This window comes from Sphingopyxis sp. (genome assembly GCF_041916015.1).
GTDB lineage: Bacteria > Pseudomonadota > Alphaproteobacteria > Sphingomonadales > Sphingomonadaceae > Sphingopyxis.
The window spans coordinates 1-12,590 of record NZ_JAYSAH010000079.1; the positions used below are offsets into that span (position 1 = coordinate 1).

The window sequence follows — 12,590 nt, forward strand, 5'->3', positions numbered from 1 at the left end:
CGGCGAGGGCGCGCGCCGCCGGGCGTCTGCGGCTGCAGTTCGCCGACGGCGACGTGCCCGCCGAGGTCGCCGATGGCGATGCGCCGCCGCCCGCACCGCGCCCGGTTCGCAAGACGCCGCCGTCGCGAGGCCGGGGGCAGGGCGAGCTGTTCTGACCCGCAGGGGGTGGCCGCGCGCCATCCGGCTGCTATAACCGGCGCAATGATCTCTCTCGCAACGGACCTTGTATCATGCTGATCGCCAGCCGTAATCGCCTCGCCCGCCTGCACTATGGCCCCAACGGCTTTCGGGTGCTCGCGCCCGGCGACCATGTGCTGTGCGCGGTGACCGGGGTGCCGATCGGGCTCGACGAGCTGCGGTACTGGTCGGTCGCGCGGCAGGAGCCCTATGCGACCGCCGCGCTTTCGGTACAGGCCGCGCTCGACGGCAGGGCATGAGGCTGGCGCTTGCTGCGCGGCGCCACGCGGCCGCTCTTTCCGTGCTGATCGCCGCCGCCGGTTGCGTCCCGTCGTCGGAAGCTCCCGCGAAGCCGGCGCCGTCTTCCGTTCCGCCGTCGCGCCCGGCGACTATATCGGCGGCAGTGCCCGTTCGCGCCGATTTCACCCTGCGCGGCACGCCCGAGCAGGGCGCGGTCCTTGTCGGCCAGGCGCCGAGCGGGACGCGGCTGCTGACGCTCGACAGCCAGCCTGTCCCCGTCGCGTCCGACGGAGCCTTCCTGATCGCCTTCGACCGCGACGCCGGCCCCTCGGCGCTGCTCGTCGCGACGCTGGCGTCGGGGCAGCGCATCGAGCGCGCGCTGGCGATCGCCGCGGGGAGCTGGCGGATCGAGCATATCAATGCGCCGTACAGAGGCAGCGCGTCGAGCGACGCCGACTTCGCGCGGCGACGTCCCGCCGAGCTCGCGCAGATCGCGGCGGCACGCGCGACGCCGGTCGAATCCGACGGCTGGCGGCAAAAATTCCGCTGGCCGGTGACCGGGCGCTTCTCGGGTTTCTTCGGATCGCAGCGCGTCTATCAGGGCAAGCCCGGCAGCTATCACAGCGGCACCGATGTCGCGGTGCCGGCGGGGACACCTTTCTATGCCCCGGCTGATGGGGTGGTGACGCTGGCGGCTTCGACACCGTTCACGCTCGAGGGCAATCTGCTGATCGTCGATCATGGCATGGGGCTGTCGAGCGCCTTCCTCCATTGCCAGCGGCTCGATGTGAAGGCCGGGGACCGGGTGACACAGGGGCAACAGCTCGGTCTCGTCGGGCGAACCGGCCGCGCGACCGGGCCGCACATGCACTGGGGCCTCAAATGGCGCGATGCGCGCCTCGACCCCGGCAAGCTCGCGGGGCCGATGGGCAGCTGAAGCCTGCGCTGACCCTCTATATTGCTGTCATTTGATATTATGTTTCACGGTGGATACCGTGCGCGAGGCCTATTTCGCCCCGATTCCGGCCTGTTGCAAATACGTCACAATCGCCGGCGAAACCGCCGCTGGGGCCGGAAAGCACCTTTACTCAGGCTGAATGAAGGACCATCCCGCAGGCTATCGGGGCGTCTGTTTGCGTCGGCATTGCGCCGCTCGCGATTGGGGGTCCGGGTATTATCATCACCAGTAGCAAGGGACTGCACTGTGAAAACCACCCAATTTTCTAAGCTGAAGCTCGGCGCCGCGCCGTTCGTGCTCGGCATCGGTCTGATTGCCTGCGCGTCGCCCGCAACGGCGCAGGACGCTCAGGCCGGCGACGACGCCTCCAGCTCGAATGACGAGATCATCGTCACCGGCACGCGCATTCCGCAGGCCAATCTGGAATCGGCCGCTCCGATCACCGTCGTGAGCAGCGAAGATATCAAGCTTCAGGGCACAACCCGTGTCGAGGACATGCTGAACTCGCTGCCGTCGGTCTTCGCCAGCCAGTCGTCCACCGCCGCCAACGGCGCCGACGGTACCGCCTCGGTCGACCTTCGCGGCCTCGGCACCACCCGTACTCTCAGCCTCGTCAACGGCCGCCGCCTGCTGCCGGGCGACCCGAGCCCCGGAAGCGGCTCGGCGGCCGACATCAACATGATCCCGGCTGCGCTGCTCAAGAACGTTCAGGTTCTGACCGGCGGCGCTTCGGCGACCTACGGTGCCGACGCCGTTGCCGGCGTTGTCAACTTCGTGATGGACACCGACTTCACGGGTTTCCGTCTCGACGGCCAGTATAGCGTCTATCAGCACAACAACCGCAACAAGCTGATCCGCGGCCCGCTCAACGCGCGCGGCTTCGGCTATCCCGACGGCAGCGTCGTCGACGGCGGGACGATCGACGTCACCGCGACTTTCGGCGCGGCGTTCGACGATGGTCGCGGCCATATCGTTGCCTATGCCGGCTATCGCAAGGCGAATCCGATCCTCCAGTCGCGCCGCGATTACAGCGCCTGTACGATCCAGAACACCGGCGGCGGTGCTCCGAACTGCGGCGGCTCGCTGACCAACTCGACGGGTACCGCGATCATCTTCGACCCGACGCTTAACACCGCGTCGTCGACTGTGTACAGCTTCCTGCCGGGTGGCGGGTTCGAAAACACCACGTCGCGCTATAACTTTGCGCCGACGAACCACTATCAGCGCCCCGACGAACGCTACACGGCGGGCCTGTTCGCGAACTATGAGATCAACGAGTCGATCAAGCCGTATCTCGAGTTCATGTTCATGGATGACCGCACGGTCGCGCAGATCGCGCCGTCGGGCGACTTCGGCAACACGCTGACCGTCAATTGCGACAATTCGCTGATGTCGGCTGCGCAGCGCGCTATCATCTGTGCGAATCCGAACCTGATCAACGGCTATATCGGCAACTTCCCGACCGCCGTCGCGGCACCCTATAACCCGAATCCGGGCGCTGCGCCTCTGGTGTTTACCGACTCGCTCGGCAACACCTATAATCAGGCATTCATGCAGGTGCTGCGCCGCAACGTCGAAGGCGGTCCGCGCCAGAGCGATCTGCAGCACACCAACTTCCGCACCGTGATCGGTTCGAAGGGCGACCTCGGCAAGGCCTGGTCGTATGACGCCTATTACCAGTATGGCCGTTCGAACTATACTCAGGTCTATTCGAACGAATTCTCGGTCGCGCGTCTCAACCGTGCGCTGAACGTCGTTACCGATACCCGCGCTGGCAGCGCGACTTTCGGACAGAGTGTCTGCCGGTCGGTCATCGACGGTAGCGATCCGAACTGCGTTCCGTACAACATCTTCAACGGTGCTGGCGGTGCCAGCCCCGAAGCGGTCAATTATCTGTCGGCCGTCGGTTTCCAGAAGGGTTCCACGTCCGAACAGGTCGCCAACGCTTCGTTCACCGGCCAGCTCGGCGAATATGGCATCAAGTCGCCTTGGGCGGATGAAGGTATCGGCGTCAACCTTGGCTTCGAATGGCGCAAGGAATCGCTGGACCTCAAGACCGACAATGCTTTCTCGACCGGCGATCTCACCGGTCAGGGCGGCGCGACGCTTCCGCTCGCTGGCAGCTTCCGGGTCTATGAGTTCTTCGCCGAAGCGCAGGTTCCGATCGTCCATGACAGCTTCATCTACGATCTGAGCTTCAACGGCGGTTACCGCAAGTCGTGGTACCGCACGAGCGCCGATCGCAAGTACGACACCGACACGTACAAGCTGCAGCTCGAATTCGCGCCGATCCGCGACGTTCGCTTCCGCGGCCAGTACAACCGTGCGGTTCGTGCGCCGAATATCCAGGAGCTGTTCGCGACCCCGACCGTTGGCCTGAACGGCGCGACCGATCCGTGCGCCGGTGCGCCGGTCGCCGCGACCGATTATGGCTGTATCGCGCAGGGTCTGGCCGTCGGCCAGGGCACGACCGCGAACCCGGCCGGCCAGTATAACGGCCTGCTGGGCGGCAACCCGGATCTGAAGCCCGAAACCGCAACGACGAAGACCTTCGGTGTCGTCCTGCAGCCGAGCTTCCTGCCGCGCTTCTCGCTGACGGTCGACTGGTTCGACATCAAGCTGAAGGATGCGATCCAGCCGCCGGCACAGGATGCGATCCTCAAGGATTGTACGCTGAACGCGACCGCGACCTTCACGCCTTATTCGTGCAGCCTCATCCACCGCGACGCCGCCGGCTCGCTGTGGCTGACGCCGGGTGGCTATGTCGACAATATCCCGTCGAACCTCGGCAAGGTCCGCACTCGCGGCCTCGAAATCAACAGCGCCTACAGCCACGAAATCGGCAACGCAGGTACGCTGTCGATGAGCTTTGTCGGGACCTATCTCGACAAGTACAGCGTCGATAACGGCATCACCGAGGCCTATGACTGCGCGGGCCTCTATGGTCCGGTCTGCTCGTCCGGTGGCACGACCGCGGGCGGTTCGATGCTGCCGAAATGGCGTCACAAGCTGCGCACGAGCTTCAACATGCCGAACGGCGTGGGGATCTCGCTGCAGTGGCGCTACATCGGCAAGGTGAAGGCGGAAACGCTCGAGGACAGCCAGTCGCTCCACGGCGATTTCGTCTTCGATCCGGGTAGCCACCTGAAGGCGTACAGCTATTTCGACCTGTCGACGACGTTCGCCGTGTCGGATAACTATACGTTCCGTCTGGGCGTCAACAACATCTTCGACAAGCAGCCGCCGCTGGTTACCTCGGGTAACGCCGGCCGCGACGGGTCGAACCTGTGCCCGACCGGTCCGTGTAACGGCAATACCTATCCGGCGACCTATGACGCCCTGGGTCGTTACATCTTCGCCGGTGTGACGCTGGACTTCTAAGTTCCGCATTTCGACCTAAGATAGGGGGCGGCGGGTCATTCGACCGGCCGCCCCTTTTTCTTTCAGTTTACGGATTTTCGATGCTCGATTCCCAAACGACCGATGTGCTGCGCCAGGCCGTCGGCGCGGCCCAGTCCGGAGACGTCGCGCGGGCGCGTCAGCTTGCCGAAGGCGCGCTCGATGCCGGGGGCGACACGGTTGCGCTCAATGCCTTTCTCGGCATGTTGCAGGCGCGGTCGAATGATCTCGACGCGGCGGTGCGGCATCTGCGCGCGGCGCACGAAGCGCGTGCCTACGATACGACGATCGCGTGCAATCTGATTGCGGTCCTGATCGACAAGGGTGATTTGGCTGCGGCGCTGGAGGTTGCCACGCAGGAGCTTGCGCGCGCCGATGCAACGCTGCGGATTGCGCGCTATCGTGGCTATGTCGCCCAGTCGCTCGAGCGCTTCGACGAGGCGGTCGAGGCCTATACCCATGTCGTCGAACGCGACCCGGCTGATTTCGAGAGCTGGAACAATCTGGGCAACGCGCGCTCGGCGACCGGCGACCTCGAGGGCAGCGTCGTCGCGCTCGAACGGGCGATGGCGCTCGAACCGCTGGCGCCGCCGACCCGGCTCAATCTGGCGGTGGCGCTCCGGTCGGTCGGTCGGGGCGAGGAGGCGGAAGCGCTGCTTCACCGGACTGCCGACGAATTTCCCGATGACGCGCGCGCGCTGCACGAGCTTTATGTCCAGTACAAAAAGGAAGGGCGGCAGGACGACGCCATGCCCGCGATCGAGGGCGCGATCACGCGCGATCCCGACAACGCCAGCCTGCAGCTGAAATTCGGCGTCGAATGCGGACTCCTGAGCCGTATCGACGAGGCGGAGCGGGCGTTCCGCAAGGTGATCGCGCTCGACCCGTCGGTTACGGACGCCTATATCGGGCTCGCGGTCCAGTATGAGCATAGCAATCGCGAGGAGGAACTCGCTCCGCTGATCGCGCTCGCTGAGGCCAATGGGCTCGGCGAGGGCGCACTCGCCTTCATCCGCGCCCTCGAATACCGGCGCGCCAAACTGTTCGAGGAGGCGCTCGCCTGTTTCGACCAGGTTCCGAGCGAAATCGAGCCCGAACGCACGTCGCATTTCCGGGGACAGGTGCTCGACCGGCTCGGCCGCATCGACGAGGCGTTCGAGGCGTTCAGCAAGACGAACCGCCTGCACGAGATGTCGCCCACGCGCCCGCTCGAACGTGCGGCGGTCCTTCGCGACCGACTGCGGGGCGAGCTCGACCTGCTGACCCCCGAATGGGCGACGGGCTGGACCGCGGTGGCGGCTGGCCGCGACCATCCCGATCCGGTGTTCCTCCTCGGCTTTCCGCGGTCGGGAACGACGCTTCTCGACACGATCCTGATGGGACACCCCGGCACGATGGTGCTCGAGGAGCAACCGCCGCTCAACCTCGTCGACAAGCGTATCGGGGGGATGGCGGCGATTCCGGGCCTCGACGCCGCGGTGGTGGCCGATGCGCGTCGCTTCTATTTCGACGAGGTCGCGAAGGTCGCTCCGAAGCCGCTTGCGCCCGGACGGATGCTGATCGACAAGTCGCCGCTGTTCCTGTCAAAGGCGGTGCTGATCCAGCGTCTGTTTCCGAACGCGCGCTTCATTCTCGCGCTGCGCCATCCGTGCGATGCGCTGCTCAGCTGCTTCATGAGCAATTTCCGCCTCAACGACGCGATGTCGAATTTTCTGCGGCTGGAGGATGCGGCCGAATTCTATGACCTGACCTTCCGGCACTGGGAGCGCGCGCGCGATCTTTTCGGGCTCAACGTCCACACGATCGTCTATGAGCGGCTGGTCGAGGATGTCGAGGCGGAGGTGCGACCCTTATTCGATTTTCTCGGGCTCGAATGGCGTGGCGAGGTGCTCGATCACCGCGCGACGGCAAAGGCGCGCGGTCTGATCACCACGGCGAGCTACGCGCAGGTCGTCGAGCCGATCTACAAACGCGCAGCCGGCCGATGGGAGGGCTACCGCGCGCATCTGGAGCCGATCCTGCCGGTCCTGCGCCCCTGGGTGGAAAAATTCGGATATAGTCTGTGACCGCCGGGCGCTCGGCGATCCTTGCCGAGGCCGACCGCGCGCTCGCCGCGCAGGATTTCGCCCGCGCCGCGACGCTGTTCGAGGAAGCGGCGAAGGACGGCGACGATCCGTCGGTGCTGCTGCGTCTCGCCGGCGCGCACCGCGCCGCGGGCCGCCCGCGCGTGGCACTCGATGCGGTCCATCGCGCGCTGGCGCTCGCGCCGCTCGACTTCACCGCGCTGATGCTGCGCGCGAGCCTGCTCGAACGGATGGGCGACCCTAATGCCGGCGAGGCGTGGGGGCATGCGATCGCGCAAAAACCCGATGGCGCGCTGCCGCCACAACTTGTCGCGGTGCTGGAGGCAGGCGAGCGCTGCCACGCTGCGTGGCTCGATGCGAAAGAAGCGGTGCTCGTCGAGCGAATGGCGGAAGCGGAAACCCGCGCCGACGCCGACGAGCGCGCACGGATCGCACGTTTTCGCAGCAATGCACTGCGCCGCACACGGCCCTATCATAGCGAGCCGACCCATTTTCATTTCCCCGGTCTTCGCGAGCGCGAATTCCATCCGCGCAGCCTGTTTCCCTGGCTCGAAGAACTGGAGGCGGCGACCGATGCGATCGCGGCCGATCTCGATGTGGTCATGGTAGCCGAGCGTGCCGAACTGGTTCCCTATGTCCAATATGCCGCGCACCAGCCGCTCGACCAGTGGCGGGGCCTCAACCATAACCCCGACTGGACCGCGATCCACCTGCTGCGGAGCGGGCGGCGAATCGAGGCCAATGCGCGCCATTGCTCGAACACGCTCGCCTTGATGGAGAGGATCGGGCAGCCCGCGATCCCCGGCGCCTCACCCAACGCGATGTTCTCGCTGCTCGCGCCGGGCACCGCGATCCCACCGCACGTCGGCTACAACAATGCACGGCTCGTCTGCCATCTGCCGCTCGTCGTGCCTGACGGTTGCTGGTTCCGCGTCGGCGCCGAGAGACGCGACTGGCGGCGCGGCTCGGCGTTCGTCTTTGATGACACGATCGAGCACGAGGCGATGAATCCGAGCGAGCATTTGCGCGTCGTCTTCATCTTCGACGTCTGGCATCCCGATTTGAGCGCGGTCGAGCGCGAGGCGGTTGCGGCGCTGATCGGCGCCGACGCGGATCGGGTACCGGAGAGCCTGTGAGCTTCGCGGCCCGCCTCGCCGCGGCGCGCGCCGGGCAGGCCGGCGCCGAAGCGATCGGCGAACTCGCCAGCCTGGCGCTCGACGAAGGCGAGGAGGAAGCGGCGCTGCCGCTGGTCGCGGCGGCGGCCGAACGATCGGGCGCTGCGCGGCTCTGGCAATGGACGGGCCTGCTGCACCGCGCGCTCGACGAGCATGAAGCCGCGCTTGGGGCTTTCGGCGAAGCCACGCGGCGTGCGCCGGAGGATGCCGGCATCGCGCACGGCCGCGCGCGCGTCGCTTATGAGGCGGGGCTCGACGCGGTGGCGCTGTTCGAAGCCGCCGAGCGGCTCGGGCCGCCCAACGGCGACGTGTTGATCGGACTGGCGGCGGCGCGCTGGGCCGCAGGGCGTGGCGACGAGGCCGAAGCTGCGCTCGACGCGATCCTTGCGGAGGTACCGTTGTGGCTGGCCGGCCATGCCCAGCTCGCGCAGCTTCGGTCGCTCATGGGACGGGCCAAGAATGCCCGGGCATCATTCGAGCGCGCGGTGGCGCATGAGCCGGCGTCGGTGCCGTTGTGGCGCGCATTATTCGATCTTCATCTCCGCAGCGAGGATTATGCGGCCCTTGCCGAGGAAGTAGCGCGCGCGGAGGCAGCAGGCGTGCCGGCAACAGAGGTCGCCGATTTCGCCGTCATCGCCGCCGCCGAACTTGCTCAGACAGACCGCGCCGACCGTCTGTTCGAGGTGCTTCCCGGTGAGGCGATGCGCATCGGAACGCGTGTGTGGCGCGTTCGGCATCTGATAAGGACACGGCGCTTTACGCAGGCGTGGGCGCTGATCGATGCGGAGATCGAGGCTGGCGGCACACGGCGGGCGGCGATTTGGCCCTATGCCGAGTTGCTGTGGCGCTTGACCGGCGATCCGCGTTCGGGCTGGCTTTCGGGCCATGCTGGCCTGGTGCGGTCGTTCGATCTGGCGGACCGCCTGCCGCCGCTGGATCGGCTGGCGGCGCATCTGCGCACGCTTCATGTCGCGCGTGGCGAATATCTCGATCAGTCGGTGCGCGGCGGCACCCAGACCGACGGCCCGCTTTTTTCGCGAATCGATCCGGTCACGCGCGCCTTGCGCGCAGCGATCGTCGCGGCGGTCGAAACCTATGTCGCCGACCTGCCGCTCGCCGATGCCGATCATCCGTTGCTCGCACCGCGTCGCGACCGCCGGATGCGCTTCGCTGGAAGCTGGTCGGTGCGGCTGCGCGCGGGCGGCTTCCACGCCAATCACGTTCATCCGCAGGGCTGGATCAGTTCGGCGCTTTATGTCGCATTGCCCGAACGGGAAACGGGAGAAGCAACCGATGCCGGCTGGCTGGCGCTCGGCGAGCCGCAAGCCGCGCTCGGGCTGGACGTGCCCCCGACGCGGTTCGTCGAGCCGGTGCCGGGGCGCCTCGTCCTGTTTCCGTCATGGCTGTGGCACGGCACGCGACCGTTCGGCGTGGGCGAACGGCTGACCGTTGCGTTCGACGTCGCACCGCCGTGCTGACCTATCGGGCGCAAAAGACTTGGCGGCGCGGCGCACACGAATTAGATTGCGCCTCAGAGCGTTATAGAAGGTTCCTTTCGATGACCCAAGTGCAATCCCTGATAGGTGCCGTACTGCTTGGCGGCGCGATGCTGGTGACCAGCCCTGCCGCCGCCGAACCGACCGGAAAGAAGAAGACCACCGATCCGAACGAGGTCGTGTGCCGCAAGGAAGAAGTGCTGGGCAGCCGTCTTGCGACCCGCAAGGTCTGCAAGACGCGTGCCGAATGGGCCGAGGAAACGCGGGAGAATCGCGGCAATATCGAACGCGCGCAGGTCCAGCGTCCGCTGAACGGGCAATAGACTTTACGGGGCGCCCCTTTCAGGAAGCGCCCCGCTTGTGGGTCCGGCGGTTTACGCCGGCGTCAGTTTCAGCGCGCCGTCGCCCTCATCGACCTTGATCGTCGAGCCATCGCGAACCTCGCCCTTCAGGATCAGGTCGGCGAGCGGGTCCTGCAGATATTTCTGCACCGCGCGCTTCAGTGGCCTTGCGCCATAGACGGGGTCGTAGCCGACGCGGCCCAGCCACGCGCGCGCGGCGTCGGTCAGGTCGAGCGTGACCTTGCGGTCGGCGAGGAGCTTCTGCACCCGCGCGACCTGGATATCGACGATCCCGCCCATATGCTGCTGCGCAAGGCGGTGGAACAGCACGATCTCGTCGAGCCGGTTCAGGAACTCGGGCCGGAAATGCGCGCGCACCACCTCCATCACCGCGGGCTCCGCCTGTTCGACCGGCGCGTCGTCGGGGAGCGCGGCGATTGCCTGGCTGCCGAGGTTCGAGGTCAGGATGATCAGCGTGTTGGTGAAATCGACCGTGCGGCCCTGCCCGTCGGTCAGCCGCCCGTCGTCGAGCACCTGGAGGAGGATGTTGAACACGTCGCCGTGCGCTTTCTCGACCTCGTCGAAGAGGACGACCTGATAGGGCCGGCGGCGCACCGCTTCGGTAAGCACCCCGCCTTCCTCATAGCCGACATAGCCCGGAGGCGCGCCGATCAGCCGCGACACGGCGTGCTTCTCCATGAACTCGGACATGTCGATGCGGACCATCGCATTGTCGTCGTCGAACAGGAAGCGCGCGAGCGCCTTGGTGAGTTCGGTCTTGCCGACGCCCGTCGGGCCGAGGAAGAGGAAGCTCCCCAGCGGCCGGTTCGGGTCCTGTAGTCCCGCACGCGCGCGCCGCACCGCGGTCGAGACGGCGCGAACCGCCTCGTCCTGGCCGATGACGCGCTTGCCGAGCGTGTTTTCCATGCCGAGCAGCTTTTCGCGTTCGCCTTCCATCATCCGGTCGACCGGAATGCCGGTCCAGCGGCTGACGACCGCGGCGATGTCGTCGGCGGTGACCTCCTCGCGCAGCATCGCATTGCCCGAGGCGGCCTGCGCCTCCTCGAGTTGCTTTTCTAGCCCGGGAATGGTGCCGTAACTGAGCTCGCCCGCCTTCGCGAGGTCGCCCGCACGCTGCGCCTGATCGAGCGCCGAACGGGCGGTGTCGAGCTGTTCCTTGATCTTCGCCTCGGCGTGGATCTTGTCCTTCTCGGCCTGCCACTTCTGCGTCAGTTCGCTCGACTGCTGTTCGAGATTCGCGAGTTCGGCGCGCAGCTTGTCGAGACGGTCTTTCGACGCGGCGTCGGTCTCCTTGGTCAGCGCCGCTTCCTCGATCTTCATCTGGATGATGCGGCGGTCGAGGCCTTCGATCTCCTCGGGCTTTGATTCGACCTCCATGCGGATACGGCTCGCCGCCTCGTCCATCAGGTCGATCGCCTTGTCGGGCAGGAAGCGGTCGGAGATATAGCGGTTCGACAGCGTCGCGGCGGCGACGATCGCCCCGTCGGTGATTCGCACGCCATGGTGCAGTTCGTACTTCTCCTTGAGCCCGCGCAGGATCGAGATCGAATCCTCGACCGTCGGCTCGCCGACGAACACGGGCTGGAAGCGCCGCTGCAGCGCGGGGTCCTTTTCGACATATTTGCGATATTCGTCGAGCGTCGTCGCGCCGATGCAGTGCAGCTCGCCGCGCGCGAGCGCGGGCTTGAGCAGGTTCGAGGCGTCCATCGCGCCATCGCCCTTGCCCGCGCCGACCAGCGTGTGCATTTCGTCGATGAAGAGGATGATCTCGCCTTCAGCCGATTTCACTTCGTCGAGCACGCCCTTCAGCCGCTCCTCGAACTCGCCGCGATATTTGGCGCCCGCGATCAGCGCGCCCATGTCGAGCGCGAGCAGGCGGCGGTCCTTCAGGCTGTCGGGGACGTCGCCATTGGCGATGCGCAGCGCGAGGCCCTCGGCGATCGCGGTCTTGCCGACGCCGGGCTCGCCGATCAGCACCGGGTTGTTCTTGGTGCGGCGCGCGAGAATCTGCACGGTACGGCGGATTTCCTCGTCGCGGCCGATCACCGGGTCGAGCTTGCCCTCGCGCGCGACCTCGGTGAGGTCGCGGGCATATTTCTTGAGCGCTTCGAAACTGTCCTCGGCTCCCGCACTGTCGGCGGTGCGGCCGCGGCGCAGTTCGTTGATGACGGTGTTGAGCGCGTCGGCCTTCAGTCCCGCATCGGCGAACGCCTTGCCGACCGGAGTCGAGGGGGCGAGCACCATCGCGAGCAGCAGCCGCTCGACGGTGACGAAGCCGTCGCCGGCCTTCTCGGCAAGCTGTTCGGCCTGATCGAGCAGGCGCACCGCGTCATTGTCGAGGCCGGGCGTCGCCTGCGCGCCCGATCCCGACACCGCCGGAACCTTGGCGAGCAGCGCGTCGATGCCCGAAACGGCCCGCGCGACGTCGCCGCCCGCGCGCTGGATCAGGCCCGCGGCCATGCCTTCCTTGTCCTCGAGCAGCGCCTTCGCGATATGCTCGGGACTGATCCGCTGATGGTTCATGCGGATCGCAATCGTCTGCGCCGACTGGAGGAATCCCTTGGCGCGGTCGGTAAATTTTTCGAGGTTCATGTAAGTAAGCCCCTTTCTCACCGTCAGAGATAGTGTTGCCGATTTGCAACACAAGGCCATGTCTTCCCGCGCCGCAAATTTTCCGCCATGACGCCTGTCGCGACACT

8 protein-coding genes are annotated in these 12,590 nt (G+C 66.4%); 7 read left to right on the plus strand and 1 reads right to left on the minus strand.

Annotated features, from left to right (window positions below; genetic code table 11):
• Nucleotides 1-230 precede the first annotated feature (230 nt).
• From ACE3SL_RS11805 to ACE3SL_RS11835, 7 genes are all read left to right on the plus strand, one after another.
• A complete protein-coding gene (locus tag ACE3SL_RS11805) occupies nt 231-437 on the plus strand; it encodes a DUF2093 domain-containing protein (RefSeq protein ID WP_374525934.1) in 207 nt (68 codons plus the stop codon).
• Entirely contained in the window at nt 434-1,354 is a 921-nt protein-coding gene (locus tag ACE3SL_RS11810; protein ID WP_374525935.1) for a M23 family metallopeptidase, read from the plus strand. Before ACE3SL_RS11805 ends, ACE3SL_RS11810 begins: the two co-directional genes overlap by 4 nt.
• 267 nt (nt 1,355-1,621) lie before the next feature.
• The gene (locus ACE3SL_RS11815) at nt 1,622-4,756 is read left to right on the plus strand and encodes a TonB-dependent receptor domain-containing protein (RefSeq protein ID WP_374525936.1); all 3,135 of its coding nucleotides are present in this window, start codon (nt 1,622-1,624) and stop codon (nt 4,754-4,756) included.
• 80 nt (nt 4,757-4,836) lie between these two features.
• Entirely contained in the window at nt 4,837-6,840 is a 2,004-nt protein-coding gene (locus ACE3SL_RS11820; RefSeq protein ID WP_374525937.1) for a sulfotransferase, read from the plus strand.
• Entirely contained in the window at nt 6,837-7,994 is a 1,158-nt protein-coding gene (locus tag ACE3SL_RS11825; protein WP_374525938.1) for an aspartyl/asparaginyl beta-hydroxylase domain-containing protein, read from the plus strand. The genes ACE3SL_RS11820 and ACE3SL_RS11825 overlap by 4 nt, the downstream gene beginning before the upstream one ends.
• Nucleotides 7,991-9,511: a 2OG-Fe(II) oxygenase family protein gene (locus ACE3SL_RS11830; protein ID WP_374525939.1), complete on the plus strand. Its 1,521-nt coding sequence runs from the start codon at nt 7,991-7,993 to the stop codon at nt 9,509-9,511. Before ACE3SL_RS11825 ends, ACE3SL_RS11830 begins: the two co-directional genes overlap by 4 nt.
• A gap of 80 nt (nt 9,512-9,591) precedes the next feature.
• Complete coding sequence (locus ACE3SL_RS11835; protein ID WP_374525940.1) at nt 9,592-9,852, plus strand: hypothetical protein; 261 nt, start codon at nt 9,592-9,594, stop codon at nt 9,850-9,852.
• 51 nt (nt 9,853-9,903) lie between these two features.
• Here ACE3SL_RS11835 and clpB read toward each other — a convergent pair whose 3' ends face one another.
• A complete protein-coding gene (clpB, locus tag ACE3SL_RS11840; protein ID WP_374525941.1) occupies nt 9,904-12,483 on the minus strand; it encodes an ATP-dependent chaperone ClpB in 2,580 nt (859 codons plus the stop codon).
• Between the last annotated feature and the right edge of the window lie 107 nt (nt 12,484-12,590).

Excerpts from the sequence above, each read along its gene's own strand:
- ACE3SL_RS11805 (WP_374525934.1), top strand. The coding sequence starts at position 231 with ATGCTGATCGCCAGCCGTAATCGCCTCGCCCGCCTGCACTATGGCCCC.
- ACE3SL_RS11810 (WP_374525935.1), top strand. The coding sequence starts at position 434 with ATGAGGCTGGCGCTTGCTGCGCGGCGCCACGCGGCCGCTCTTTCCGTG.
- ACE3SL_RS11820 (WP_374525937.1), top strand. The coding sequence starts at position 4,837 with ATGCTCGATTCCCAAACGACCGATGTGCTGCGCCAGGCCGTCGGCGCG.
- ACE3SL_RS11835 (WP_374525940.1), top strand. The coding sequence starts at position 9,592 with ATGACCCAAGTGCAATCCCTGATAGGTGCCGTACTGCTTGGCGGCGCG.
- clpB (WP_374525941.1), bottom strand. The coding sequence starts at position 12,483 with ATGAACCTCGAAAAATTTACCGACCGCGCCAAGGGATTCCTCCAGTCG.